The organism is Sphingobium sp. JS3065, from assembly GCF_026427355.1.
Taxonomy (GTDB): Bacteria; Pseudomonadota; Alphaproteobacteria; order Sphingomonadales; family Sphingomonadaceae; genus Sphingobium.
On record NZ_CP102664.1, the window covers coordinates 2128043 to 2153470 of the forward strand.

Below are 25428 nucleotides of genomic sequence, written 5' to 3' on the forward strand. Positions count from 1 at the left end.
AAGGCAGCAACAAAGTCATTCGGGCTTGGCCGACAAAAAGGGGGGTGGATATGTCTGGGAGAAAATATGTGACAACGGTTTCGTGTTTGGCAATCGCGATGGCCGCTCTGCCGGCTGCAGCACATGCGCAGGACCAGGCCGAGGCGGCCGCTGCGCAAGCTGCAGCAGGAGATCAGAGCGCTGATGTCGGCGCTGGAGAGATCGTCGTGACCGCGCAGCGCCGGTCGGAGAGCATCAACAAGGTGCCGCTCTCCATCCAGGCCTTCGGCGGCGACATTCTCACGAAGGCCGGCGTGACCGATGCGGCCGGGATTTCACAACTCGTGCCTGCATTCAATTTCAGCCGGTCGAGCGCCAACACGCCGATCTACACAGTGCGCGGCATCGGTTTCAATACGCCCAATCTCTCGTCGACGTCGCCCGTTGGCATATATGTCGACGAAGTGGCTTACGCCTACCCCTATATGAGCAATGGCCCTTCCTACGACATTGAGCGCGTCGAGGTTTTGAAGGGGCCTCAGGGCACATTATATGGCCGGAACACCACCGGCGGCCTCGTCAACTTCATCACGGCAAAGCCAACCAAAGACTTTCATGCTGGTTTGACGGCCGAGGTCGGCAATTTCGAGACGATCAACTTCGAAGGTTTCGTCAGCGGCCCGCTGACTGACACGCTCGGCATCCGCATCGCGGGACGTTGGGATACCTCAGACAAGGGGTGGCAGCGCAATGTCAATGTGCCTGGCGAACGCCTGGGCGAGAAAGACCGGATGGGTGGGCGCGTCACGCTTCTTTGGGAGCCCACCGACCGTTTGAAGGTGACGCTTGGCGGGTCGTACTGGGAGGACAACTCCGACACGATTGCGGTCCAGGCAGTCGCCTTCAATCCCGACTCCCCCCCATTTGCCGTGCCGGGTCTGGCGGATCAGGTCCGGACGAACTGGAAAGCGGGAGAGGCAAGCTGGGGGCCAAGCTATGCAGGCAAGCCGCCCTACAAAGCGGACTCCCGCTTCTGGTCGGCATCTGGCCGGATTGACTATGAACTGAACGATGCGCTGACCTTCACCTCGCTCACCGGCTATTCCGACGTGAAGCGCCACGACATGAATGATGTGGATGGCACCACCTTCGAGCCATCGGAATATCTGTCGGACGGCCGTATCCGATCCTTTTCTCAGGAACTGCGGTTGACCGGCGACACTGGCGCGGTCAACTGGATCGTTGGCGGCTATTATTCCCGCGACAAGATCCGCGATGACCAGGTCGGCTATTATCGCGACTCTTCGATCCTCAACACGCTCGCCTTTGTCGGGCAGACGATCCCGCAGACGACTTATACGTCTGCGCAGATTGCGAACGGGTTCGATAATTTCCGCAACCTTTCGCGCCAGACGAGTCGATCGCTTTCGGCTTTCGCCAACGCGGACTGGGCGCTTTCGGATCAGTTCAAGGTCAGCGGGGGGATTCGTTATTCGAACGACAAGCTCGATTTCGAAGGCTGCTCGGCCGATTACAATAACAATACCGCTCCCGTCTGGAACACCGGCGTGGCAGCGATTGTCGCCGCCAGGACTGGACGTCCGTTTTCCAGTCCCGGTATCGGCCCAAATGAATGCCTGACCTACAAAGCGGACTTCTCCGGTGCGGCAGGCCTGGTCTCCAGCCAGCTCAAGGAGGACAATGTGTCCGGTCGCCTTGCGTTGACCTGGACGCCGAATAGCCGAGTGCTTGCCTATGCGTCGGTCAGCCGTGGTTACAAGTCAGGCGCTTTTCCGGTCGTCGCGGCGAATGTCGTAACCCAGCTCGTCCCGGCGACGCAGGAGAAGGTGACTGCCTATGAGGCGGGCGTAAAGCTCGGACTGTTCGATCGACTGGTGCAATTCAACGCCGCCGGCTTCTACTACGACTATCGCGACAAGCAGGTCTTCGGTGAAATCCTCGATCCGATCTTCGTGTCGCTGACACGCATCGTCAACGTACCGAAGTCGGAAGTCTATGGCGCCGAAACGGACATCACCATCTCGCCGACACGCGAACTGCTCATCAAGTTCGGTGCGTCATACACCCATACCGAGGTCACTGAATTCAATGGCTTTAACCGCTTCGGCGAAGCGCAGGATTTCAAGGGGTCGGCCTTTCCTTTCACTCCGAAATATCAGCTCAACGCGCTTGTCTCATACGACATGCCGATCAATGACACCCTTGCCATCCAGTTCGGTGCGAACGGCAATTACCAAGGTAAGACGGTCGGCTCGCTCGACGAGGATCCGGTATTCGACTTGAAGGCGTACACGGTCGTGAATGCCAATATCGCCCTGCATCGTCAGGACGACCGCTGGAGCATCGGCCTCTATGCACGCAACCTTTTCAACGAGAACTATTACACGGCGACCGACATCCTGACAGACACGTCCATCCGCGTGCCCGGAATGGTGCGGACCTATGGTCTGGTCGCTTCGTTCAAATATTGATTGATTGAGGTCCCTGTGAACGTCCCCATTGCCTTGCCCGGTGCACTCGACGGCATTCGTGTCGTCGACATGACCAGCGTCCTCTTCGGTGCCTATACCTCCCAGATCCTCGGTGACCTTGGCGCCGATGTCATCAAGATTGAGGCGCCTGGAACCCGAGCAGACAATGGGGGCGATATCTTTCGCTACACAGGCAAGTCGGCCAAGACCCCGGCGATGGGGCCGATCTTCATGCACTATAATCGCAACAAGCGATCAGTGCTTCTGGACCTGAAGCAGGAGGATGGCCGCGAGGCGCTGCGCCGCCTCATTGCCACTGCGGACATTTTCATAACCAATGTCCGCATGGGAGGGCTTGAGAAGCTCGGCTTCAGCTACGAGGCCGTCAAGGCGCTGAAAGCGGATATCGTCTACGTTCATTGTTCCGGATACGGGTCCGACGGCCCTTATGCGAAGAAGCAAGCCTATGACGACCTCATCCAGGCTGCCGCGGGCGGCACCGATCTGATGAGCCGGGTCGATGGTAACCCGGCGCCGCGATATCAGCCGTCCTTGATCGCCGACAAATCCTCGGGGCTTTTCGGAGCCTACGCGACCATGGCAGCACTGTTCCACCGGCAGCGCAGCGGCGAAGGGCAGTTCGTCGAAGTTCCGATGTTCGAGTGCTTCAGTTACTTCAACATGAGCGAAAATCTCTACGGTCACACGTTCGAACCGCCGACCGGAGGTTACGGCTACAGCCGGGTGTTCAATCCAAACCGCAAGCCATACCCGACAAAGGACGGTTATCTGGCGATCCTCCCCTACTCCGATTCGCAGTGGGATGATTTCTTTGAAATCGGAGGACTACCCCCGGGGACTTTCACCAAGAATCCGCGCTACGCCACCTATGCGTTGCGCACTGAAAACATCAGCGAAATCTACGCGATGATCGAGGAGGTCGCAAAGACCAAGACGACTGCCGAATGGGTGACCGCGCTGACGGAGCGCAACGTCCCCTGCATGAAGGTCAACCGGCTGGACGAGGTGCTTGACGACGAGCATCTCAATGCTGTCGGATTTTTCGAGAAGCGCGAGCATCCCAGCGAGGGAACCTATATTTCGCTGCGCCACCCCGTGCGATTCAGCGCGACACCCGCATCGGTGCGCCGTGATCCGCCACGCCTGGGCGAGCATACCGATGAAATCCTGACGGACATCGGGTTGAGCAAGACTATGGGTGCTGCCGAATGACCAATGTGGTCATAGTTGGTGTCGGTGAGATCAGGGATCGGCCGACAGAGCCATCCCTGGGTCTCGATCCACTCGACTTGATGGCCTCCTCCGCCAGAAGAGCAGAGCAGGATAGCGGTCTTGCCCTGCTGCATCAGATCGATGCGGTTGAAGTGATTCATCAGATCACCTGGCGGTACGAGGATACCGCGCGCAAACTGTGCGAGCGGCTGGCGATCGTACCTGACCGTGCGATCTATCATGCCGGCGGCGGTGAAAGTCCGCTCAGGGTCCTCCACGATGCCGCCTTGCGCATCGCTCAAGGGGAATCCCGGATAGCATTGGTCTGCGGCGCCGAAGCTCGCAGCAGTGTTAAGAAGGCCCGCAATGCAGGCATTGACCTGCCATGGCCGGCAAAAGCCAAGGTCATGGAACATCCGTGGCGCGTCGAGGAAATGCTTTCGGCGATGGGCCGCGCGCACGGCGTGGCCCAGCCGACCTATATCTACCCCTTGTTCGAAAATGCGACCCTGCATGCCTGGGGGATGACACCGGCGGAGGCGCAGGCCGAATCCGCACTATTATGGTCCCGATACGCGGCGGTCGCGTCGCACAATCCCTATGCCTGGATGCAGCAGCCCGTATCTCCAGACGAAATCGGCACGGTCACATCCCGGAATCCGCTCGTTGCCTGGCCCTACCACAAGCTGATGGTCGCCAATCCGACTGTGAACCAGGGCGCGGCCGTACTCGTCATGACAGAGGAGAGGGCGCGCGCGCTCGGTATCGATCCTGCCCGCATGACCTATCTCGTCGGCGGCGCCGCTTCGAAGGAGCCAGAGGATTATCTGGACCGCGATTGCTATTATGCCTCGCCCTCGCAGCAAGTCGTTCTGGAAGCCGCCACGGCGCTGAACGGCGGCGCTTTCGACCAGCTCGAACTCTATAGCTGTTTTCCTTGCGTGCCAAAGATGGCGCGGCGCACCCTGGGGCTCGGCGAGGATGTCGAGCCTACGGTAACGGGTGGTCTCACCTTCTTCGGCGGCCCGTTCAACAGCTATATGCTGCACGCGACCTGTGCGATGGTTCGACGACTGAGGGAAAGCTCCGGCAGCGGACTGCTGTACGGCCAGGGCGATTTCGTGACCAAACATCACGCCGTCATTCTTTCGAGCCAGCCTGGTGCTGAGCAATTGGCGGTCGATTACCGGGTGGACGGCAAGGCTGACGCCTTGCGGGGTCCGGTGCCGCGGATTGTCGAAAGCCATAGCGGCAGCGCCGAGGTCGAAAGCTTTACTGTCCTTTATGGACGGGAAAATGCCGTCGATCGGGGGATCGTCATTTTGCGCACACCGGAGGGACATCGCACAATGGCGCGCGTTCCCGCCACCGACCTCCCGACCCTTGCGCGTCTGACCGACCGGCTCCACTCGCCGATCGGCGCGCGCGGAACAGTGACGACTGCCGAGGATGGGCTATTGGAATGGAGACTTTCGTGACCGAAATCCTTGTTGAACAGCCTGTCCCGCATGTGGCGCGAGTCACCATCAATCGTCCCGATGCGCGCAACGCGATCAACGGCGCGGTCGCCCGGGCGCTGGAACAGGCGGTCATCGAGACCGAAGCGGACGATGATATCCGTTGCGTCATTCTCACCGGCGCCGGCGATCGCGCATTCTGTGCCGGCGCCGATCTCAAGGAAATTTCCGCCGGCCGGATCCGTGATCTGGTGACGCGCGCGGGCGGTTTCGCCGGCTTCGTTCGGGCGGCGCGGAAAAAGCCCTGGATCGCCGCCGTCAACGGCGTTGCGCTGGCCGGCGGCACGGAAATCCTTCTGGCCTGCGACATGTCAGTGGTTTCGGACGACGCGAAATTCGGGCTTCCCGAGGTCAAACGGGGCCTGGCCGCCCTCGCGAGCGGTCTTTACCGGCTTCCACGGGCATTGCCGCGCGCCGTCGCGCTCGAACTGATTGCGACGGGTGAACCACTGTCCGCCGAACGCGCGCTGGATTTCGGACTGGTGAATCGGGTCGTCGCGAAAAACGATGTCGCCGCGCAGGCACTGGCCCTGGCGGAGATCATCGCGGCGAACGCACCGATTGCGGTCAGGGAAAGCCTAGCGATCGCTCGCGATGCCTTCAATCGCTCCGAGGACGAACTAGAAGCCGCGGCTGCTGCCATGGGTAAAAAGCTGGCGCTTACGGAAGATTATCAGGAAGGCCCTCGCGCCTTCATCGAGAAGCGCGCACCGCGCTGGACCGGTCGCTAAAGGATGTCACCGATGAAACATTATTCCATGACGATCGCCGGCAAGGCAGTCGACAGCTCCGAAGTGATAACGGTTGTGAACCCGGCAACGAGCGCGCCGCTTGCGACCGCCCCGGATTGTTCTACCGAGCAGCTTGATGAGGCCGTCTCGAGCGCCCGCGCGGCCTATCCCGGTTGGCGGGCCACGTCGGACAGCGAGCGCAGACAGGTCCTCAAGGAGGCTGCGGGCGTACTGGTCGCGAACGCGGACGAACTGATTCGCCTGCTGACGAGCGAGCAGGGCAAACCGCATGACGAAGCGCGCGTAGAGATTATGGGCTCGGCCTATTGGCTGTCGTCGCTGGCTGACATGGAAATCCCGGTCGAGGTCAATGAAGACACGGCCGAGCGGCGCTCGGAAACGCGGCATGTGCCGATAGGGGTGGTCGCCGGCATCTCTCCCTGGAATTTTCCGGTATTCCTGTCGTTCTGGAAAATCGCTCCCGCCCTTCGAGCGGGCAATACGATGGTCCTGAAGCCATCGCCCTTCACGCCGCTGACAATGTTGCGAATTGGCGAGCTGCTGAGCGGCGTCATTCCCGACGGTGTACTCAACATCATTTCAGGCGGCGATGCGCTCGGCCCCAAGGTGACCGCTCACCCCGGCATCGACAAGATCAGCTTCACCGGATCGACCGCCACCGGCAAGCGCGTGATGGCGTCGGCCGCCGCCGATCTGAAGCGCGTCACGCTGGAACTCGGTGGGAACGATGCAGCGATTATCATGCCGGATGTCGATGTTGATGCCGTCGCGAAGGACCTGTTCTGGGCAGCGTTCCGCAATTCCGCTCAGATCTGCATCGCCACCAAGCGTATGTATGTCCATGAAGCCATTTATGACAGGCTTGCCAAGGCACTGACCGAATATACTCAGACGGTGAAGATGGGCGATGGTTCGGAGCAAGGAACTGAGCTTGGGCCTGTACAGAACAAGCTGCAGTACGACCGGGTCGTGGAGATCATCAAGGACTGCAAGGACCGGGGTTTTCGCTTTCTCACCGGCGGCGATGTCGCGCAGGACTCCCCGGGATATTTCATCCCGGTCACGATCGTGGACAATCCTCCGGAGGATTCGCGCGTGGTGCAGGAGGAGGCGTTCGGGCCAATTCTGCCCCTCATCAAGTTCAGCGAAGTGGAAGACGTCATCGCCCGGGCCAATGCGTCGGAATATGGCCTGGCGGGCTCGGTCTGGTCCGCCGATACCGACGCAGCGCTGTCGATCGCGGCGCGTCTCGAAACCGGCACGGTGTGGATCAACGAAGTGCAACATCTGACGCCATTTCAAGCATTCGCAGGGCACAAGCAATCCGGGCTCGGTGTCGAGAACGGCCTTGGCGGATTGCTCGAATATACCGTGCCGCAGACGATCACGGTGAAGCCGGCCAAGGCGGCCTGATCGTTACAGCAAGGCCAGTCGCCGCGCGCGCGCGAGCGCGCCCGACCGATTGCGGACGTCGAGCTTGTTGTAGATATTCTGAATGTGCCACTTTGTCGTCGACAGTCCCAGATCCAGATGATCGGCGATCTTCTGACTGGTAAGCCCTGTATCCAGCAGTACGAGAACCTCGTGCTCGCGCGCTGTCAGCCGGTCGACGAGGATCTGCGCATCACTGCCATCAACGGCTATGCCATAGCGCATGCGGAGGGCAGCAAGAAGAGGTGCGCCGGTTGCCGCTATGGCTGACGCCAGTTCGGTTTCCGCAAGGAGGGTCGTCAGGCCCCATCCATGATCAACAATCGTCCGGCAGAAACCCCTGTCGCTGGCCATACGGATTGCGCGCTCGAAATTGCGCTTGGCGTCTCCCATTCTTCCAAGCTTTGCCGAGCAGGTCGTTGAAAGCATGAGGAGCGAAATATGATCGCGCGCATGTCCCGCCAACTCGGCGGGGACAAGCAACTTGCTGGCGATTGCCGCGGCCTCCGCGATCTTGCCTTCGCCAAGCGCCACCCAGGCATAGGCCTGCTCAATGTCCGGCGTCATATAGCCGGGGATGTCAAGTCCGGTAGCGCAATGCAGCCATCCCCCCGCCTCGTCCCGAGAAAATGCTGCCCGGAAGTCGTCGGATGCGTCAGCCGCCCGACCGTTCCGGAGTTGCAAGGCCACTGCCAGAAGATCGGCACTAACGCCGTAACGCAGCCCGCGAACCAGACGGTGGTGGGTTTCGCATAATGCCGCATCGACGCCATCGGAGTCCTCTGCGAGCAATGTCGCCGCTTCGAGCGCCGCTATATGCGTTTCTATCAAGCCATTGTCGCCGACATGGAGATGGCCAGCGGCAAGATGTTCCCGTGCGCGTGCAGCCTCTCCTGTCTCGACCAATATCCTTGCGGCGAGAAGGTGAACGGTGCCGATTGTCGACGCCGCCATCTCGTCGGACTCATGGGCGCGGGCGATAGCGGACAGAATGATCTCTCTCGCCCGGGTCACGCGTCCCGACTGGAACTCGAGATAGGCCTCGGCCTTCGCGACCCAGAGTTGGCCATATAACCCGCCTGCCTCTCCTGCTCGCTGGCGGGCGATCATCAGATCCCGCCGGGCAGCGTGCCGGTCGCCCAGCCGATGATGGGCAAATGCGCGCAAGACGCAAACGGCAGCGGTGTGAAAGGCATCGAGATCTTCCCAACGCCCCATCCAGCTGTCCGCAAGCTCGATGAGCGCCGGCACGTTATCGCCACGGGCTGCCAGACTGACGCGAAGCCTGTCGCGATGGGCCAGCCAGAGGCTCGGCGCGTCGTCGGGCATCTGGCGGTCGAGGATCTCAAGTTCGGCTCGCGCCTGATCCACCTGCAACGCCAGCACCAGCGCCCATATTTTCCAGAGTCTTAACGGAATCGAGATCGACTGCCCCAGCTCCTCCAGCTGTTCGGTCCACACCAGCATTTTTGGCAGTTCACCGAGGCCATGCGCGATATGCGCCGCGTGTGCGACGATCAGGGCCTGCGCCCGCTGACAATCACCGGCTCCGAACGCATAATCGATCGCATCGCAAAAAGCTTCGCGTCGTTCGCACCATGAACTCGCTGCGCGAAGGAGGTCTATGCTTTTCGCGGCGCCCGCCTGGCGCTTTTTCGCCTCGAGAAACTGCTGGAATATTCCGTGCAATCGCAGCCACTCGCCACCGCCTGCTGCCGGCACGATCATCACGTTTTCGAGCCTGGCCCGCTGCAGAAGAAGCTCGGCCGAAGGATCGATGACCTCGCGCAGCATGGCTGGCGAGAATCGACCCAGATCGGCGAGGTCGAGCAGGAAGCGGCGCATGGCGTCGTCCAGCTCGGAATATATGCTCTCATTAAGATAATGGCCGAGGTCCTCGCGCGGATATACCTCGCGGATGTCGATGTTCGCCCACCCGCCACGGCGCCGGGCAAGCATGCCATAGCATTGCGCTCCGATTGGCCAGCCTTCGATCCAACGTGCCACCTTTCCCGCTTGGTCGGCGGTCGGCCTACATCCGGCATAGAGTTCAAGGATCGCGCCGACCTCATCGTCATTCAAGGCGAGGATCTCGACGTCGAGAATCTCGATCCGGCCTTTGGCCATCAGGCCTATCCAATCCATGTCGGGCAGGGTCCGCGTTGCGATCACATATCGCTGCGCAGCATCATTGGATGTGATGGTACGGATCAGGCGCGCGAACTTGCCCGGATCAGCATCCTGCGCATCATCGATGAAAATGATGTCGGCATTCTCGCCAGGCTGACCGCCGGCTACGATTCGATCCAGTTGACACCAATCGACGCAGCCGCCTGCGTGTTCAATGGAGCGGGCGTAGGCGCGCAAAAGCGTCGTCTTGCCATAGCCGGGGGGAGCCGAAAGGAGCGTAACACTGGCCTTGCCCTGCTGGAGACGCGCGAAAGCCCGGGTCGGTACAAAGCCGCCGGCAGGATCGTGGGGCGTCGAAAGCGGCACAGTAAAGGACATTGGCTTTGTGGCTCGCGCCAGGGTCTTGAGCATTGATCCTACTCCTTCGAGGCCCTCTAAACGGGACGCTCGCTTCTGGTCTTCAGTCCATCAAGAAGAATTCGTACGAGATGATCAGCGTAAGCGTCTTTGAGATCTGGCGTGATCTCCGGGGGGCCGGACAGATAGGGAAGTGTATTGCGCGAGTGAAAGAGAAATTCACACGCGCCGATCACGGTGTAGTAGAATAGATGCGGTTCGATGGGTGTAATTCCGCCTGTTTCTCGACACTCCTCGATGATCATTGCCTGATACCTTTGAAGCGGGGCGATGAATATCCGCGCCAGTTCGCGTGCGGTGTTTGCGTTGTCCGACTGCAGGCGGTTGATCAGGCGGTTGATATAGGGGTAGCGGAAGTAGACATTGATTACGCCTCGGATATGCAGTTCCAGTTTTCTTAATGGCGCGATCTGCTGGCCGACAAGATACTCGAGCTCGTTGAGAGCCCTGGTTGCATCGCGCTCAAGCAGCGCCAGAAGCAAGCCTTCCTTTCCGCCGAAATAATAGTTCACCAACCCATGGTTCAGCCCGGACCGTACGGAAATCTCATTGAGGGAAATCTCGAGCGTATCGCGTTCGCTCAGGAGCGCGCTGGTCGCATCCAGCAACCGCTCTCGCGCTGCAACGCGGCCGTTCTCGTCAACCCGGACCCCGACTCTGGCCATCCAAATCCTCCTCTATTTTATTTATGCGCATATATAAACTTTGGCAAGTCGCTTGCCCTCCTTTCGGCTAGGGTGTCGCGCTGCTCTCAATGCCAAGGTGCACGCGACCGACCTTGGAGATTTGCGACCCATGAAGATTACCGCGGCAATCGCCACGGCGCCTAAAGCCGATTTCGAGCTTGCCGACCTGCAGCTTGACGAACCTCGCGCCGATGAGATCCTGGTCCGCATCGCAGCGGTCGGACTTTGCCACACCGACCTTGTGGCCCGGGATCAAATCCTGCCAGTGCCGCTGCCGGCGGTGTTCGGGCACGAGGGCGCCGGTGTCGTCGTCCGCGTCGGCGCCAATGTTTCGAAGGTCGCCGAGGGCGACCATGTTGTTTTGACATTTCGTTCTTGCGGCGTGTGCGCCCGCTGCGTCGCGGGAGAACCCACCTACTGTGAACAGGCGTTGGCGTTGAACTACACCGGCTGTCGCCCGGACGGCTCAAAGTCGCTGCATCGTCACGACGCGCCGGTTTCGAGCAACTTCTTCGGGCAATCGTCCTTTGCGACCTATGCGCTGGCGTATGAGGCGAACGTCGTGAAGGTTGATCCGGCAATTCCCCTTGACCTGCTTGGTCCCTTGGGATGCGGAGTGCAGACCGGGGCTGGCGCTGTCTTGCGCGCGCTGGCCTGCCCGAAAGGATCATCCATCGTCATTCTGGGGGGAGGATCGGTCGGGCTCAGCGCGGTTCTGGGCGCAGTTCTGGCGGAATGCGCCACCATCATCGTTTCCGATCCGATAACGGAAAGGCGCGCGTTAGCGATGGAACTCGGCGCAACGCATGTTCTGGACCCAACTGTCGAGAGGGTGGACAAGATGGTCCGCGGCCTGACGGGCGCTGGCGCCGACTATGCCCTGGATACGACCGGAGCCGGCCCCGTGATGGAGAGTGCGCTCGCCAGCCTGCGGCCCCATGGCACGCTCGGCCTGCTCGGCGTTCCTTCCAATCCGACGCAAGGGCTTCCCGGGCTCGCCTCAACGGTGCTGCTGTCCGGTTACACCATCAAGGGGATCATCGAGGGCGATAGTGAGCCCGACAGCTTCATCCCCGAACTCCTGTCGCACTATCTCGCGGGCCGGTTCCCCTTCGACAAGCTCATCAGCAGGTATCGGTTCGATCAAATCAACGAGGCAGTGCGGGACCATCATGAGGGCAAGATCGTGAAGGCGGTCCTGACGATGCCCGATCCGGTCCAATAGAGGCACGACGCTGCGAAGGTGCGCCAGGATCGACCGTGCCGGATCCTGGAGCGCCCGCTAGAGCGGTCGATCTGATTGAATCAGATCGACCGCTCTATTCCGTTGTTTTACCGCGATTTCTTAAACGTCAGATGATGCCATCTGACTGGGAATCGCTCTAGGGCATTCGATCCGGGCGATATCAGCTCGGAAGATTTCGGTCGAAACTTTCCAGTTCCAGCGTCTTAGAGCACCAAGGCTGGGCGCTTTGACACCATATCTGGATCGTCGGCGCAATGCTGCGTTTATCGTCGAGAGTTCCCGCCTTCAGAAAGACGATGTCCGACCCATTCGAGGATTCGGTCAGGATGGGTGAACCGCACGCCGCGCAGAAACGCCGGTAGATCTCCGCGCCGCTCTCGCCACGATCAGCAAAGGATGCCATCTCTCCGGAGATCGCAAGGTCGGCGCGCTTGACCACCAGGTTTACGGAGAAGGCGCTACCGCTCTGCTTCTGGCAATGCGTGCAATGGCAAATCCCTGTCAGCAGAGGGGTGGACGCGAGCGCGTAGGTAATCCTTCCGCATAAGCATGAACCGCTCGCCGTTTCTGCGGTCGTCATCGGCTGTTCTCCTGTATCAAACGCGACATCCCCGCCGCTGGTAGGTCCTCGGAAGCGATTCTGACGACCACGCCGTCATCACTGCGTGAGAGAATAAGCTGGCAAGCAAGGCGCGATCGCTGGGGGCGACGATCTGAAGAGTCGAGCAGGTCATTCTCACCTTCCTCCATTCCGATGTCTCCAGGCGTCTCAAAGCGCTTCGATAATCATGGCATTGGCGATGCCGCCCGCCTCGCACATCGTCTGCAAGCCATAGCGCTTGCCGCGTCCGCGAAGCGCATGGACCAGGGTCGCCATCAGCTTCGTTCCCGAGGAGCCAAGCGGATGGCCCAGCGCGATGGATCCGCCATGCACGTTAAGGCGCTCCGGGTCGGCCTTGAGACTGTCGAGCCAAGCAAGCGGCACGGGCGCGAAGGCCTCATTCACTTCATACAGGTCGATGTCGTCGATCGACATGCCGGCGCGTTCAAGAAGTCTCTGCGTCGCGGCGATCGGTTCCTCGAGCATGATTACCGGATCGCCGGCGGTGACGACCATCGCATGGATACGGGCAAGAGGGGTCAAGCCATGATCTTTCAGCGCCCGTTCGCTGACAACGAGCAATGCCGAAGCGCCGTCGCAAATCTGGCTGGAATTGCCAGCAGTGATGACGCCCCCTTCAACCAGCGTCTTTAGCGACCCGAGCTTCTCAAGTGATGTGTCCGAACGAACACCCTCGTCGACCAGATGAACGCCGGGCCCATCCGGCGTCTCGATGCTAACCGGTACGATCTCCTGCTCGAATGCTCCTGCCGCGATTGCGGCCGCTGCAAGCTGATGGCTGTGCAACGAGAAGCGGTCGAGCGCCTCGCGGGAATAGCCATATTTGCGCGCGATCATCTCGGCGCCCTCGAACTGGCTGAAGCTCTCCACGCCAAATCGCTGGCGGATACGCTCGCTAATCGGGCCCGCATCGCCGGTCTGGTTGGAGAACATCGGCACGCGCGACATGCTCTCCGCACCTGCGGCGATCACCACATCCTGCGTGCCTGACAGTACCGCCTGGGCGGCGAACTGGACGGCCTGCTGGGAACTGCCGCATTGACGGTCGACGGTCACCGCCGGCACCGAAGCCGGCAAGGTGGAGGCAAGCACTGCATTGCGCGCAAAGGCGAATGACTGTTCTCCCACCTGCGTCACGCAACCGAGCACCACATCCTCGATCGACGTCGGATCAATACCGGTACGCGCGACAAGCGCCGAAAGTACGTCACCGGCCAGATCGGCAGGATGAACACCGGAAAGACGGCCATTGCGACGGCCGCCCGCCGTTCGCACGGCATCGACGATATATGCTTGTGCCATAATCATGATCCTTCTGGAATTTGAGCAACCGCCAGGGCCGCGAGTTCGGGAAAGGACGCAGCGCGCTCACGCGCCTGCGCGGACGCCGCGGTGCCGCGGATCGCGCGGCCCTTGATGCCGTGAAAGATCGCCGCGAGGCGAAAGAAGTTGAACGCCAGCGCGAAACGGTAGCCAACGATGGCGTCACGACCGGTACGGCGGCAATAAGCCGCGACATAGTCGGCCTCGGTCGGTATGTTCAGTACCGCTATGTCCGCTCCGGCGAGCCCTGCGACGATATGCGGCGGCATGTGATACATCATCGCATGATAGGCAAAATCCGCCAATGGGTGGCCGAGGGTCGAGAGTTCCCAGTCGAGCACCGCGAGCACCTTGGGTTCGGTGGGATGGAAGATCATGTTGTCGATGCGGAAGTCTCCGTGGACGATGCTGCTCTCGCCCTCGTCCGCCGGGATATTGGCCGGGAGCCACGCGACCAGCCGATCCATGTTCGGGTCGCGGCCTGCGTCAGTGTCGTCAAGATATTGCTGCGACCATCGCGCGATCTGTCGAGCGAAATAATTGCCCGGACTGCCGTAGTCGCCCAGCCCGATCGCGGTCGGATCAAGGCTGTGAAGCTGCGCGATCGTCGCGTTCATCGCGTCGAAATAGGCGGGGCGCTCATCAGCACTGACCTCCGGGATGGTCGCATCCCAGAAGATGCGCCCTTCGACCATGTCCATGACATAGAACCAGGAGCCGATCACGCCGTCGTCAGTGCACAAGCCATGGACCCGCGCGACCGGAAAATCGGCCTGTCCGAGCGCCTGGAGTATTCTCGCCTCGCGCTCGATGGCGTGGGCGCCCTTGAGCAACTGCCCGGGAGGCTTCCGGCGCAGGACATAGACGCCCGAAGGCGATGTAAGCTTGTAGGTGGGATTGGACTGCCCACCCTTGAACTGCTCGACCGTGATCGGACCTTCAAAACCCGCGATATTGTCGCTCATCCAGCGGGTAAGCGCCTGTTCGTCAAAGGCATAGCCTTCGCGTACCGGCGTCGTGCCGAGATTGGCGTCCTGTCCGGCCGCGCTCACGACTGCGCCTTGTCCCAGTCGCGCTTGATCTTCTTGGCGAGAGACCATTTGTGGACTTCGGTCGGGCCGTCATAGATCCTGAAGGCCCGAATTTCTCGAAAGACCTGCTCGACGATTGTGTCGCCCGTGACTCCGCTGCCGCCCATCACCTGGACGCACCGGTCGGCAGTTCGCATCAGCGCTTCGGACACCGCCACTTTCGCCATCGAACTTTCGACGGTTCCAAGCGACCCGCCATCGAGAACATCGGCGCACCACAGAATCATCAGCTCGGCCTGCTGGAGGTCGATCCTGTTTTCGGCGAGCATGAACCCGACGCCCTCGTGGTCGATCAGCGTCTTCCCGAAGGCCTGGCGACGGCAGGCATAATCGGTCGCGATCTCATGCGCGCGAATACAAGAACCCAACCAGCGCATGCAGTGCGAGAGGCGTGCCGGCGAGAGCCGGACCTGGGCATATTTGAAGCCTTCGCCCGACTGCCCCAGCATCCGGTCGGCTGGCACACGCAGATCCTCGATCGCGATTTCGGCGTGGCCGCCCGGCATCGAACTGTCGATTGTGTTGGGAACCCGATGGATCCGGACCGCCGGATCCGGCAAGTCAATCAGGAACATGCACGCACCGTCTTCGGACTTTGCCATCACGATGCCGACCTTTGCGCCTTGCGCGCCGGTAATGAAACGCTTGCGTCCATTGATGACCCAGTGATTGCCGTCGAGGTAGCACGTCGTTTGCATCATTGACGGGTCGGAGCCGGCGCCGCCAAGCTCCCAGGGCTCGGTCATCAAGAAAGCCGACCGAGCGCTGCCGACTACCATCGGCGACAGAAAGTGCGCCTGCTGCTCCGCCGTCCCGACTCTTCCAATCAGGTACATGTTGCCCTCATCGGGCGCCATCGTGTTAACGGCGAGCGGGCCGAGAGGAGAAAGTCCGGACTTGATCAGAACGAGCGCCGTCTCCCGTTGCGAGAGATGGACGCCATTGGCCAGGATATGCGGTGTGAGAACGCCTGCCGCCTTGGCCTTGGCTCGCATCTCGGCCACGAGCTCGTCCGTCGGCGCACCGTGATGATCGCGCCGTTCATCCGATTCATAAGGAATGATTTCGGCACGGACGAAAGCCTCGACCCGACCGGCGATCTCGATCGCCTTTTCGATGCCTGCGCCGGTCATCTGGGCGCCATCCGGATGGCGCCATCGAGACGGATGGTCTCGCCGTTCAGCATGGGGTTGGTGATAATGCTTTCCGCGAGCTGGGCATATTCGTCGGGCTGGCCAAGGCGACTGGGAAAGGGGACCTGCTGGCCAAGCGAGTCGAGCGCTTCCTGCGGCAAGGCGGCAAGCAAGGGCGTCCAGAAGATGCCGGGCGCGATCGTCATCACCCGGATGCCGTAGCGTGCGAACTCACGCGCGATAGGCAATGACATGCCGACGATACCGCCCTTGGATGCGGAATATGCGGCCTGCGCGATCTGGCCGTCAAATGCGGCGACACTTGCCGTGTTGATGATGACGCCGCGCTCTTCACCGATCGGGTCGGCGGAGTGCAGCCGCTCGGCGAACTTCGAAAGGACGTTGAAAGAGCCGATGAGATTCACCGAAACGGTGCGGGTGAAGTCGGCAAGTGCCAAAGCCTTGCCCTCGCGATCGATCACCTTGGCGGGCGTTCCGATACCGGCGCAGTTCACTAGCACGCGGGCCACCCCATGCTCGGCCTCTGCCTGGGCGACCGCATCACGCACCTGCGCTTCATCTGCGACATTGACGGGAAGGAAGAGCCCGCCAATGTCCTTTGCATGAGCCGAGCCAAGATCGGCGTTCAGATCGAAGATCGTGACCTTGGCACCAGATCTCGCCAGCCGCGCCGCGGTCGCCCCGCCCAATCCCGATGCACCGCCTGTGACGATTGCGGCTACGCCCGCTAATTCCATGAGTTTCGTTCCTTGATTGAGGGACTGGTCAGAGCGTCTGACCATCGTCGATTGTGAATAGGCCGCCGGTCACCGGCGCACTGGCATCAGAACAGAGATAGAGGAGCATCGGATCGAGAGCATCGACCCCCATCAGGCGCCGACGCGCAAAGCCCTCCAGAAGCTTGCGCCCCTTTTCGACTTCCCAGAGCGAACTCGTCATATCGGTCGCCATGTAGCCTGGGGCGATGGTGTTGACGTTGATGCCCTTGCCCGCCCAATCTTTTGCCAGAAGCCGACCCATTTGCGTGATCGCCGCTTTCGAAGCGCCATAGGCCACAAGTCCCGGGAAACTGTGCTGCCCGGTCACGGATCCGATAAGGACGATCCGGCCGCGCCCGGTTTCGCTGATCCCGCCGGCAATCATCCGTCGCGCGCCCTCGCGCGCGCTGAGGAATGCTCCGCGCAAGTTGATCGCCATGGTGGCATCGAAGGCATCGACCGAGAGACCGAGTGCGCTTCCGGCCGGGCTGACGCCGGCATTGACCACGACCGTGTCGACCAGACCGAATTCGGCCTCGGCGGCATCGAAGGCGGCGATCGTCGACTGTTCGTCCGCGACGTCCATGGGAATGCCGAGCGCCTGGCCGCCGTCAGCGCGAATCTGGGCACATAGTTCGTCCAGAAGCGATGTGCGCCGGGCGCCAACCACAACCCGGGCGCCAGCTGCGGCCAGTATAAGCGCGAACCGGCGGCCAATGCCCGACGACGCACCCGTTATGAGGACCGTTCGTCCAGTCAGATCGAAGGAAAATTGTGACATCACTCATCAACCATCCAAATTCGTGTCGACATGCCGTGCGTCGACAGCTTTCAGTGATGACTAGAAGGCCGCCACCAAGGGCACCCCATCCCTTTGGCGGGGCCAATCACGAACAGTTGATGATGACCGGCGAGCGGGACTGGAAAGCCTGGTCGCCGCGGTGCTGCATGCATCCATGCTCCGCACATTTTACACCTACAGCCGAAAATCCTGCCCGGAACTGGCGCTCAACAATGTGTCGTTCGGCTGCGCGCCTTCCCGCCAACAGAATGCGCCAAATACCTCACCAATAGCGGATACCCTTCAATCTAACATGATCACGCTCTAGGATCGCGGGTCGCGCCATATTGCTGGAACATATATGGAATGATGATTTCGAGCCGGCAGGTGGTTCGACCTGCCTGGAAAACACTCCAGGGCGGTGCGTGGGAGACAGCGGATGCGCGTGATGGTGCTGGTGAAGGCCACTGAAGACAGCGAACAGGGTTTCGTCACGACCCCCGAAAGCATGGAGGCGATGCAGGCGATGGGGCGGTTCAACGATGAACTGGCCAAGGCAGGCATATTGATCGCCGCCGACGGCCTGACGCCTTCGTCGCGGGGCAAGCGCGTCGCATTTGACGGCCCCGGTCGGACAGTCATCGACGGTCCCTTCGCCCAGACCCGCGAACTGGTCGCGGGCTTCTGGCTTTGGGAGGTCAAGGATATGGAAGAGGCGGTCGTGTGGGTGAAGCGCTGCCCCAATCCCATGCCGGGACCGAGCGAGATCGAAATCAGGCCGCTCTACGATCTGGCCGATCTGACCTGAGTTCCCGCCGCGAACCTCGACAGCCGGATGCCGATAGGCCAAAGGCGCGACCATGATCGCCGCGCTAGCCTCCCTTCTCTTCGTCCTCATCTGGTCGACCGGCTTCATCGTCGCCCGCGCCGTGGTGCCCCATGCCGCGCCGGACCTTATCCTGGCGGTGCGGCTGACACTGACGACGCTGCTGCTGGCCGGGGCGGCGCTGCATGCGCGGCAGGCATTGCCCCGTGGACGGCGGCTGGCATCGCATCTGATGGCAGGCGCGATGCTGCACGGCGTCTATCTGACGCTCAGTTGGTGGGCGGTGAACAACGGCATGCCCGCCGGCATCATGGCGCTGCTGGGATCGCTGCAACCGCTGATGGTGGCCGTGACCAGCGTCGCCTTCCTGGGCGACAGGCTGCCCCCGCGCAGTTGGGGCGGGATGGCCGTCGCGATCATCGGTGTCGGCTGCGTACTGCTTCCCGCGATCGAGCGGTCGGGCGCGGGATCAGTCGCCATATGGCCCGCGGTCGCGGGGATCGTTGCCATCCTGGCCATGGCGGGCGGAACGCTGATCCAGCGCGGAGCGATAGCCGGCGACGGCATCGCGATTTCGGGCGCGGTGCAGAATGCGGGCGGCGCGCTGATCGCCGTGGCGGCGATGTTGTTCGTGGGGGATTATCGCTGGGACGGCACGCCCATATTGTGGTTGGGCCTTGGCTGGTCGGTGCTGGGCCTGTCGGCGGGCGGCCTGTCGCTGCTGGTATGGCTGGCGCGGCACCAGGGGCCGACGCGCATGTCGATGCTGTTACTGCTGGTGCCGCCGCTGGCCGCGATCGAGGCGTGGCTGCTGTTCGGAGAGCGGCTGGGGCCGGTGCAGCTTCTCGGCTTCGCGCTGGCGCTGGGCGGGGTGATGCTGGGCCGGTCGTCACGGCCCACGCGCGGTCAGGACATTGCCGAACCGGCCTGACGCTCAGCCCTCGCGCAGCCGCTCATGGTGGCGGATCACTTCATCGATGATGAAGCGCAGGAATTTCTCGGTGAAGTCGGGGTCCAGATTGGCGTCGGTCGCGAGTTGGCGCAGACGGGCGATCTGACTTTCCTCCCTGCCCGGATCGGCGGGGGGCAGGTCATGGGTCGCCTTATGCTCCCCCACGGCCTGGGTGATCTTGAACCGCTCGGCCAGCATGAAGACCAGCGCCGCGTCGATATTGTCGATGCTCTCGCGATAGCGCTTCAAAGTCTCGTCCACTGTGGTCCTCCGATCAATTGGGGGGCTTTTTGCCGCTTCCGCTCGCGCACGCAAGCTATTCCCGCTTGCCTTTAGCATTTCGCGCCGCCACATGGCGCTTGTCATGACAGCATCCGCCACCGGCAATGTCCATCCCATCGGCCGCGCCAGCAGCGCGCCTTCGCTCGCCCCCATGATGGCGCTGGTCGCCGAGGGCATGAATCACGTAAATGCCGTCATCCTGGACCGGATGCAGTCGCGCATTCCGCTGATCCCCGAACTGGCGGGCCATCTGATCGCGGGCGGCGGCAAGCGGATGCGGCCGATGCTGACGCTCGCCTGCGCCGATCTGGTCGGTTATGCCGGGTCGCGCCATTACAAGCTGGCCGCCGCGGTCGAGTTCATCCACACCGCCACCCTGCTGCATGACGATGTGGTCGACGGATCGGGCCTCCGCCGGGGCCGCAAGACCGCCAACATCATCTGGGGCAACAGCGCCAGCGTCCTCGTGGGCGATTTCCTCTTCTCCCGCTCCTTCGAACTGATGGTCGAGGCGGAATCGCTCAAGGTGTTGAAAATTCTTTCCAACGCCTCCGCCGTGATCGCGGAGGGCGAAGTCAACCAGCTCACCGCCCAGCGCAAGATCGACACCAGCGAAGAGCAATATCTCGACATCATCGGCGCGAAGACCGCCGCCCTGTTCGCCGCCGCCTGCCGGATTTCCGCCGTGGTGGCCGACCGCGATGAGGCGGAGGAACAGGCGCTGGACGTCTATGGCCGCAATCTGGGCATCGCCTTCCAGCTCATCGACGACGCCATCGACTATGAATCGGACGGCGCGACCATGGGCAAGGATGCGGGCGACGACTTCCGCGACGGCAAGGTGACGTTGCCGGTGATCCTGGCCTATGCGCGGGGATCGGACGAGGAACGCGCCTTCTGGAAGGCCGCCATCGCGGGCAACCGCGTGAGCGACGAGGATCTCGCCCATGCCACCGCCCTGCTGCGCAAGACAGGCGCGATTGCCGACACGCTGGCGCGGGCGCGGCATTATGGTCAGCGGGCCATCGACGCGCTCGGCATGTTCGACAATGGCAAGGCCAAGGCGGCGCTGACCGAAGCGGTCGAGTTCGCCATTGCGCGGGCCTATTGAGGGTTTGGCGCGCTAACCCGTTCAACATTCCGTTAGCGCCCTGCATCCGGGAGACTTGATGATCCCCTCCCCTGAAACCATCGCCTTTCTGATGGCCGCCGCACTGATGGCGGGGATCATCGACGCGATGGCGGGTGGTGGCGGGCTGATCGCCTTGCCTGCGCTGCTCGCCGCCGGAATCCCGCCTGTTCCCGCCGTCGCGACCAACAAGCTGCAATCCTCGCTCGGTACGTTCGGCGCATGCGTCGCCTATGCGCGGGCGGGGCATATGGATTTGAAGACCTATCGCTGGCCCATATTCGCCGCTTTCGCGGGATCGGTCGGCGGGGCGTGGCTGGTGCAGAGGGTCGATCCGTCGATACTGGCCGGGCTGATGCCTGCGCTGCTGATCGCACTGGCCGCCTATTTCACCTTCTCGCCCAAGATCGGCGAAATGGACCGGCACCAGCGCATCGGCATGGTGCTGCTGAGCTTGCTGATCGGCGTCATCGGATTTTACGACGGCTTTTTCGGGCCGGGCGCGGGCGCCTTCTACACCACTATCTTCATCGCCCTGGGCGGCCTTGGCCTCGTGCGGGCCACGGCGCAGACCAAGGCAGCCAATTTCGCCAGCAACCTGGCCGGGCTGCTCACCATGATCGCGGGCGGTCATGTGATCTGGATCGTCGGCCTGGCCATGGCGGTGGGCAGCATCACCGGCGGGCAGATCGGTTCGCGGCTGGCGATGCGCTTCGGCAGCCGCTTGATCCGGCCCCTGCTGATCGTCATGTCGCTGGCGCTGACGGCCAAGATGCTGCTGGACCCCGGCAACCCGATCCACGCGCTGCTGTTCGGCTGATCCTTGCACTTGGCCGGGAATGGCGCGAGAGGGACAGCCATGACTGCCCCGCCCATCCCCCTGCCCATCAACGCCGTGTTGCCCGAACTGCTCGCTCATCTGCGAAACGGAAGCAATGCGGTGCTGGTGGCCCCGCCGGGCGCAGGCAAGACGACCGCCGTGGGCCCCGCCCTGTTGAACGAACCCTGGTGCACGGGCCAGATCCTGCTGCTTTCGCCCCGGCGGCTGGCGGCGCGGGCGGCGGCGGAGCGCATTGCCGAACTGATGGGCGAGGATGTGGGCGGCATGGTCGGCTATGCGACGCGCCTGGATTCGAAGGCATCCAGGGCCACAAGGCTGCTGGTGCTGACCGAGGGCATTTTCGTCCGGCGGATTCAGGACGATCCGGAGCTTTCAGGCATCTCCGCCGTCCTGTTCGACGAAGTGCATGAGCGCAGCCTGGACGGCGATTTCGGGCTGGCGCTAGCCCTTGACGCGCAGGGCGCGCTGCGGCCCGACCTGCGCATCGTGCCCATGTCCGCGACGCTGGACGGGGCACGCTTTGCCGCGCTGTTGGACGGCGCTCCCGTGGTGGAGAGCGAAGGCCGCATCCAGCCGCTGGAGCTGCGTCCTGTCGGGCGCGCAACGGAAAGGCGGATCGAGGATGAGATGGCGGCGACCATCCGCCGTGCGCTGAGCGAGGAGTCCGAGGGCGATCTGCTCGCCTTCCTGCCCGGCGTGGCGGAGATCGAGCGGACGGCGGAGCGACTGGATGGAGCGGGGGTGGAAGTCCACAAGCTGCACGGGTCGCTCGATCCGGCGGCGCAGCGGGCGGCGATCCGACCTTCGCGGGAAGGACGGCGGAAAGTCATCCTGGCTACCTCCATCGCGGAGACCAGCCTGACCATCGACGGCGTGCGGATCGTGGTGGACAGCGGGCTGGCGCGGCGGCCCCGCTATGACCGGGCGGCTGGCGTGACGCGGCTCGTGACAGAGCGGGCCAGCCAGGCGGCGGCGACCCAGCGCGCGGGCCGCGCGGCGCGCCAGCGGCCGGGCGTCGCCTACCGCCTGTGGGAAGCGGCGGCTACGGCGGGCATGCCGCCCTTCGACCCGCCGGAGATTTTGGAGAGCGACCTTTCCAGCCTGATCCTCGACTGCGCGCTCTGGGGCGTGAGCGATCCGGGCGACCTGCGCTGGCTGGACGCGCCGCCCGCCGCCGCGGTGGCGGAAGCGCGAAAACGGCTGACCGTGCTGGAGGCGCTGGACGCGGACGGGCGGATCACCGCACATGGCAAGGCGCTGGCGAAGCTGCCGCTGGAACCGCGCATCGGCCATATGCTGGTGCGGGCGGGTGAAATGGGACTGGCGGAGATCGCGGCGGAGATCGCTGTCTTGCTGGGCGAGCGCGGCGTGGGCGGGCAGGATACCGACCTGTCGCAGCGGCGGATGCGCTGGCGGCGGGAGAACGGCAAGCGGGCCGATGCGGCACGCGCCATGGCGAGGCGGTGGGCCAAATTAGCCCCCCGCCCGCTTGGGGAAGGCGGCGGGGGCGGTCATGAAACCGGCATCTGTCTCGCTCTCGCCTTCCCTGACCGCGTGTCCAGGCGCCGCTCGGCCGACGGCGCGGATTGGGCCAGCGTCGGCGGGCGCGGCTTCCGGCTCGACCCGCTCAACCCCCTGGCGCGGGAGGAATGGCTGGCGGTCGGAGAGGTTCAAGGAAGCGCCGCTGGCGCCCGCATCCTCTCCGCCGCGCCGATCAGCGAGGCGGAGGTCATCGCCCTGTTCGGCGCCCGCATCGCGGAGCATCGCACGGTGCGCTTCCGTTCCGCCAATGGCGGGATAGAGGCGCTGCGGGAACGACGGCTGGGCGCGGTCAGGCTGTCCTCCGGCTCTGACGACCGCCCCGATCCCGAAGCGGTGGTCGCTGCCCTGGCCGAAGGCGTGCGCCAGGGCGGGCTGGACCTGCTCCCCTGGTCCGACGCGGCGCGTTCGCTCCGGATGCGGGCGGAATTTGCGGGGGTGGAGGCGCTGTCGGACGCAGCCTTGATGGAAACGCTGGACGAATGGCTGCCGCCGCTCCTGCAAGGCAAGCGCCGCCTGTCGGACATCGATCGGTCGCAGCTTTCCGGCGTCCTCGATGGGCTGATCGGCTGGGACGGCAAGCAGCAGGTCGACCGGCTCGCTCCGCCCGATTTCCGCTCGCCCGCGGGCAGCCATCATGAAATCGACTATTCCGCAGAGGGAGGCCCCCGCGTCGAATTGCGGGTGCAGGCGCTGTTCGGCCTGGCCGAGCATCCGGTGGTGGGCAGCCGGCGCATTCCGCTTGTCCTCTCGCTCACCTCGCCGGCGGGGCGGCCGATCCAGACGACGCGCGACCTGCCCGGCTTCTGGGCTGGAAGCTGGAATGCGATCGCCAAGGAGATGCGCGGGCGCTACCCCAAGCATCCCTGGCCCGACGATCCGGCGGCGGCCAGCGCCACTTTGCGCACGAAACGCGCCGACACCAGGGGCAAGCCTTGACTTCCGCTCGCCCGCTGGTGCAACGCAGCACCGAATTCCCTCAGGAGTCTTTATCGCGATGAGCGCGCGCATTTATCAGATCCAGAAGAACGCCCTGCAATCCGGCAAGGCGCTAACCCGTAAATGGGTGCTGGAATATGCGCCCGCCGAGGCGAAGAAGCCCGATCCGCTGACCGGCTGGGCCGGGTCTGGCGACATGAAGCAGCAGATCAAGCTGAGCTTTTCCTCCGAAGAGGCCGCGCGCGCCTATGCGGAGCGGGAGGGCATCGCCTATACGGTGATCCCGACCGCGCCGAAGACGTTGAAAATTCAGGCCTACGCGGACAATTTCCGGTAATTTGCCGGGGCGCTCGAAGACCGCCCCCTCAATCCTCCGTCATGCTGAAACGAGTTCAGCATGACGTTGAGGGTCGGTGAACTGCTCCGCTCAACGCCACCCCAGCCCCAAATCCACCACCAGCGCGATAAAACTCGCCACCACGCCGGTCAGGAATAGGCGATAGGCATAGCCCAGCCAGCGATATTTCCGCCGCTGGAGCACCTGTCCATTCTGATACATATCCCGCAGCATCGCCCGGCACAGCGCATCGTCATCGGACATCAGCGCCATCATCCGATCGCTGAACTCCGCCTCGCTGAGGCTGGTGAAGATGCCGAAAAACAGCAGATTGTCGCCCTCCCCCACGCTGCCGCGCGACTGGCTGACGCTGGGCAACACCGCCAGGATCGCGCAGGTCGCGGCCAGGAACACGCCCACCGCCAACAGCGCCACCGGCCAGACCAGCGCGCCCGACCGCAACTGCGCGACGCACAGGGTGAAGATCACCATCGACGCGCCGATCAGCATGTTCGCCTTCTGATCGGCCATCTGGCTGAGTTGCATATTGGTCTGGACCGCGGTGCGCAGCAGGTGGATCGCATTGGCCACCGGAACATTGGTTGCGTCCATCTTTTCCCCCTCCCCTTTTTGGCGACAGTCATGCCCGATTGCCGCCTTATTCCCTTGCCAAACAGCGACGCTTGAGGGCAAAAGCCGCTCTTTCACGGAAAGCACCACGGATAATGACGGATCGCCAGCCAATTTTCGACAGCGTTTTGAGCCAGATCGCTCCCTTCAACAAAAAGGGCGTGGAATTGACCGAAGCCACCAGCTTCGCGGGCGATCTGGAGTGGGACAGCCTGACCGTGATGGACTTCGTAGCGGCGATCGAAGACGAATTCGACATCATCATCACCATGAACATGCAGGCCGAGATCGAGACCATCGGCCAGCTCGTGGACGCCGTGGCGAAGCTCAAGGGCTGAAGC

At 62.7% G+C, this 25428-nt stretch carries 23 protein-coding genes; 13 read left to right on the top strand and 10 right to left on the bottom strand.

Features of this window, described 5'->3' with window-relative positions:
* Positions 1-98: 98 nt before the first annotated feature.
* From NUH86_RS10190 to NUH86_RS10210, 5 genes are read left to right on the top strand one after another with little or no spacing between them, the layout of a single operon-like run.
* A complete protein-coding gene (locus tag NUH86_RS10190) occupies positions 99-2471 on the top strand; it encodes a TonB-dependent receptor (protein ID WP_267252098.1) in 2373 nt (790 codons plus the stop codon).
* Positions 2472-2486: 15 nt separating this feature from the next.
* Positions 2487-3704: a CaiB/BaiF CoA transferase family protein gene (locus tag NUH86_RS10195; protein WP_267249398.1), complete on the top strand. Its 1218-nt coding sequence runs from the start codon at positions 2487-2489 to the stop codon at positions 3702-3704.
* Complete coding sequence (locus NUH86_RS10200) at positions 3701-5182, top strand: acetyl-CoA acetyltransferase (RefSeq protein WP_267249399.1); 1482 nt, start codon at positions 3701-3703, stop codon at positions 5180-5182. Before NUH86_RS10195 ends, NUH86_RS10200 begins: the two co-directional genes overlap by 4 nt.
* A complete protein-coding gene (locus NUH86_RS10205; RefSeq protein WP_267249400.1) occupies positions 5179-5952 on the top strand; it encodes an enoyl-CoA hydratase-related protein in 774 nt (257 codons plus the stop codon). The genes NUH86_RS10200 and NUH86_RS10205 overlap by 4 nt, the downstream gene beginning before the upstream one ends.
* A gap of 12 nt (positions 5953-5964) precedes the next feature.
* Positions 5965-7386 carry an aldehyde dehydrogenase family protein gene (locus NUH86_RS10210; RefSeq protein ID WP_416365318.1) on the top strand — a complete coding sequence of 474 codons (1422 nt, stop codon included), beginning with the start codon at positions 5965-5967 and terminating at the stop codon, positions 7384-7386.
* 3 nt (positions 7387-7389) lie between these two features.
* Here the strand turns inward: NUH86_RS10210 and NUH86_RS10215 are convergent, their stop codons facing one another.
* Complete coding sequence (locus NUH86_RS10215; RefSeq protein ID WP_267249402.1) at positions 7390-9945, bottom strand: LuxR C-terminal-related transcriptional regulator; 2556 nt, start codon at positions 9943-9945, stop codon at positions 7390-7392.
* A 23-nt stretch (positions 9946-9968) separates the two neighbouring features.
* Positions 9969-10616 (bottom strand): TetR family transcriptional regulator, encoded by a 648-nt coding sequence (locus NUH86_RS10220; protein ID WP_267249403.1) that lies wholly within the window; start codon positions 10614-10616, stop codon positions 9969-9971.
* 130 nt (positions 10617-10746) lie between these two features.
* Between NUH86_RS10220 and NUH86_RS10225 the strand changes: the two genes are divergently transcribed.
* Entirely contained in the window at positions 10747-11862 is a 1116-nt protein-coding gene (locus tag NUH86_RS10225; protein ID WP_267249404.1) for an NAD(P)-dependent alcohol dehydrogenase, read from the top strand.
* A 181-nt stretch (positions 11863-12043) separates the two neighbouring features.
* Here the strand turns inward: NUH86_RS10225 and NUH86_RS10230 are convergent, their stop codons facing one another.
* The 6 genes from NUH86_RS10230 to NUH86_RS10255 all read right to left on the bottom strand — a co-directional run bounded on the left by NUH86_RS10230 (position 12044) and on the right by NUH86_RS10255 (position 17612).
* Complete coding sequence (locus NUH86_RS10230; protein WP_267249405.1) at positions 12044-12463, bottom strand: GFA family protein; 420 nt, start codon at positions 12461-12463, stop codon at positions 12044-12046.
* 189 nt (positions 12464-12652) lie between these two features.
* A complete protein-coding gene (locus NUH86_RS10235; RefSeq protein WP_267249406.1) occupies positions 12653-13807 on the bottom strand; it encodes an acetyl-CoA C-acetyltransferase in 1155 nt (384 codons plus the stop codon).
* Positions 13808-13809: 2 nt separating this feature from the next.
* Positions 13810-14928: a phosphotransferase gene (locus NUH86_RS10240; protein ID WP_267249407.1), complete on the bottom strand. Its 1119-nt coding sequence runs from the start codon at positions 14926-14928 to the stop codon at positions 13810-13812.
* The gene (locus tag NUH86_RS10245) at positions 14877-16052 is read right to left on the bottom strand and encodes an acyl-CoA dehydrogenase family protein (RefSeq protein WP_267249408.1); all 1176 of its coding nucleotides are present in this window, start codon (positions 16050-16052) and stop codon (positions 14877-14879) included. Before NUH86_RS10245 ends, NUH86_RS10240 begins: the two co-directional genes overlap by 52 nt.
* Entirely contained in the window at positions 16049-16810 is a 762-nt protein-coding gene (locus NUH86_RS10250; protein ID WP_267249409.1) for an SDR family NAD(P)-dependent oxidoreductase, read from the bottom strand. Before NUH86_RS10250 ends, NUH86_RS10245 begins: the two co-directional genes overlap by 4 nt.
* Before the next feature lie 28 nt (positions 16811-16838).
* Positions 16839-17612: an SDR family NAD(P)-dependent oxidoreductase gene (locus tag NUH86_RS10255; RefSeq protein ID WP_267249410.1), complete on the bottom strand. Its 774-nt coding sequence runs from the start codon at positions 17610-17612 to the stop codon at positions 16839-16841.
* 439 nt (positions 17613-18051) lie between these two features.
* On the opposite strand from NUH86_RS10255, the gene NUH86_RS10260 reads away from it, so the two are divergent.
* Positions 18052-18420, top strand: coding sequence for a YciI family protein (locus NUH86_RS10260; protein ID WP_267249411.1), 369 nt, complete (start codon positions 18052-18054; stop codon positions 18418-18420).
* 52 nt (positions 18421-18472) lie between these two features.
* Positions 18473-19369, top strand: a complete 897-nt coding sequence (locus NUH86_RS10265) for a DMT family transporter (protein WP_267249412.1) — start codon at positions 18473-18475, stop codon at positions 19367-19369.
* 3 nt (positions 19370-19372) lie between these two features.
* On the opposite strand, the gene NUH86_RS10270 is transcribed toward NUH86_RS10265, so the two are convergent.
* Positions 19373-19651 (bottom strand): chorismate mutase, encoded by a 279-nt coding sequence (locus tag NUH86_RS10270; protein ID WP_267249413.1) that lies wholly within the window; start codon positions 19649-19651, stop codon positions 19373-19375.
* A gap of 103 nt (positions 19652-19754) precedes the next feature.
* On the opposite strand from NUH86_RS10270, the gene NUH86_RS10275 reads away from it, so the two are divergent.
* The 4 genes from NUH86_RS10275 to NUH86_RS10290 are packed head-to-tail and all read left to right on the top strand — an operon-like array spanning position 19755 to position 24457.
* Positions 19755-20783, top strand: a complete 1029-nt coding sequence (locus NUH86_RS10275; protein ID WP_267249414.1) for a polyprenyl synthetase family protein — start codon at positions 19755-19757, stop codon at positions 20781-20783.
* Between the two features lie 58 nt (positions 20784-20841).
* A complete protein-coding gene (locus NUH86_RS10280; protein WP_267249415.1) occupies positions 20842-21621 on the top strand; it encodes a TSUP family transporter in 780 nt (259 codons plus the stop codon).
* A 39-nt stretch (positions 21622-21660) separates the two neighbouring features.
* Positions 21661-24120: an ATP-dependent helicase HrpB gene (gene hrpB, locus NUH86_RS10285; RefSeq protein WP_267249416.1), complete on the top strand. Its 2460-nt coding sequence runs from the start codon at positions 21661-21663 to the stop codon at positions 24118-24120.
* Positions 24121-24178: 58 nt separating this feature from the next.
* A complete protein-coding gene (locus NUH86_RS10290) occupies positions 24179-24457 on the top strand; it encodes an ETC complex I subunit (RefSeq protein ID WP_013847353.1) in 279 nt (92 codons plus the stop codon).
* 90 nt (positions 24458-24547) lie between these two features.
* Here the strand turns inward: NUH86_RS10290 and NUH86_RS10295 are convergent, their stop codons facing one another.
* Positions 24548-25069: a Pycsar system effector family protein gene (locus NUH86_RS10295; RefSeq protein ID WP_267249417.1), complete on the bottom strand. Its 522-nt coding sequence runs from the start codon at positions 25067-25069 to the stop codon at positions 24548-24550.
* 113 nt (positions 25070-25182) lie between these two features.
* Between NUH86_RS10295 and NUH86_RS10300 the strand changes: the two genes are divergently transcribed.
* A complete protein-coding gene (locus NUH86_RS10300; RefSeq protein WP_013847355.1) occupies positions 25183-25425 on the top strand; it encodes an acyl carrier protein in 243 nt (80 codons plus the stop codon).
* Positions 25426-25428: the final 3 nt, after the last annotated feature.

Excerpts from the sequence above, each read along its gene's own strand:
- NUH86_RS10190 (WP_267252098.1), top strand. The coding sequence starts at position 99 with ATGGCCGCTCTGCCGGCTGCAGCACATGCGCAGGACCAGGCCGAGGCG.
- NUH86_RS10200 (WP_267249399.1), top strand. The coding sequence starts at position 3,701 with ATGACCAATGTGGTCATAGTTGGTGTCGGTGAGATCAGGGATCGGCCG.
- NUH86_RS10210 (WP_416365318.1), top strand. The coding sequence starts at position 5,965 with ATGAAACATTATTCCATGACGATCGCCGGCAAGGCAGTCGACAGCTCC.
- NUH86_RS10215 (WP_267249402.1), bottom strand. The coding sequence starts at position 9,945 with ATGCTCAAGACCCTGGCGCGAGCCACAAAGCCAATGTCCTTTACTGTG.
- NUH86_RS10220 (WP_267249403.1), bottom strand. The coding sequence starts at position 10,616 with ATGGCCAGAGTCGGGGTCCGGGTTGACGAGAACGGCCGCGTTGCAGCG.
- NUH86_RS10225 (WP_267249404.1), top strand. The coding sequence starts at position 10,747 with ATGAAGATTACCGCGGCAATCGCCACGGCGCCTAAAGCCGATTTCGAG.
- NUH86_RS10230 (WP_267249405.1), bottom strand. The coding sequence starts at position 12,463 with ATGACGACCGCAGAAACGGCGAGCGGTTCATGCTTATGCGGAAGGATT.
- NUH86_RS10235 (WP_267249406.1), bottom strand. The coding sequence starts at position 13,807 with ATGGCACAAGCATATATCGTCGATGCCGTGCGAACGGCGGGCGGCCGT.
- NUH86_RS10240 (WP_267249407.1), bottom strand. The coding sequence starts at position 14,928 with ATGGTCTCTCGCCAAGAAGATCAAGCGCGACTGGGACAAGGCGCAGTC.
- NUH86_RS10245 (WP_267249408.1), bottom strand. The coding sequence starts at position 16,052 with ATGACCGGCGCAGGCATCGAAAAGGCGATCGAGATCGCCGGTCGGGTC.
- NUH86_RS10250 (WP_267249409.1), bottom strand. The coding sequence starts at position 16,810 with ATGGAATTAGCGGGCGTAGCCGCAATCGTCACAGGCGGTGCATCGGGA.
- NUH86_RS10255 (WP_267249410.1), bottom strand. The coding sequence starts at position 17,612 with ATGTCACAATTTTCCTTCGATCTGACTGGACGAACGGTCCTCATAACG.
- NUH86_RS10260 (WP_267249411.1), top strand. The coding sequence starts at position 18,052 with ATGCGCGTGATGGTGCTGGTGAAGGCCACTGAAGACAGCGAACAGGGT.
- NUH86_RS10265 (WP_267249412.1), top strand. The coding sequence starts at position 18,473 with ATGATCGCCGCGCTAGCCTCCCTTCTCTTCGTCCTCATCTGGTCGACC.
- NUH86_RS10275 (WP_267249414.1), top strand. The coding sequence starts at position 19,755 with ATGACAGCATCCGCCACCGGCAATGTCCATCCCATCGGCCGCGCCAGC.
- NUH86_RS10280 (WP_267249415.1), top strand. The coding sequence starts at position 20,842 with ATGATCCCCTCCCCTGAAACCATCGCCTTTCTGATGGCCGCCGCACTG.
- hrpB (WP_267249416.1), top strand. The coding sequence starts at position 21,661 with ATGACTGCCCCGCCCATCCCCCTGCCCATCAACGCCGTGTTGCCCGAA.
- NUH86_RS10290 (WP_013847353.1), top strand. The coding sequence starts at position 24,179 with ATGAGCGCGCGCATTTATCAGATCCAGAAGAACGCCCTGCAATCCGGC.
- NUH86_RS10295 (WP_267249417.1), bottom strand. The coding sequence starts at position 25,069 with ATGGACGCAACCAATGTTCCGGTGGCCAATGCGATCCACCTGCTGCGC.
- NUH86_RS10300 (WP_013847355.1), top strand. The coding sequence starts at position 25,183 with ATGACGGATCGCCAGCCAATTTTCGACAGCGTTTTGAGCCAGATCGCT.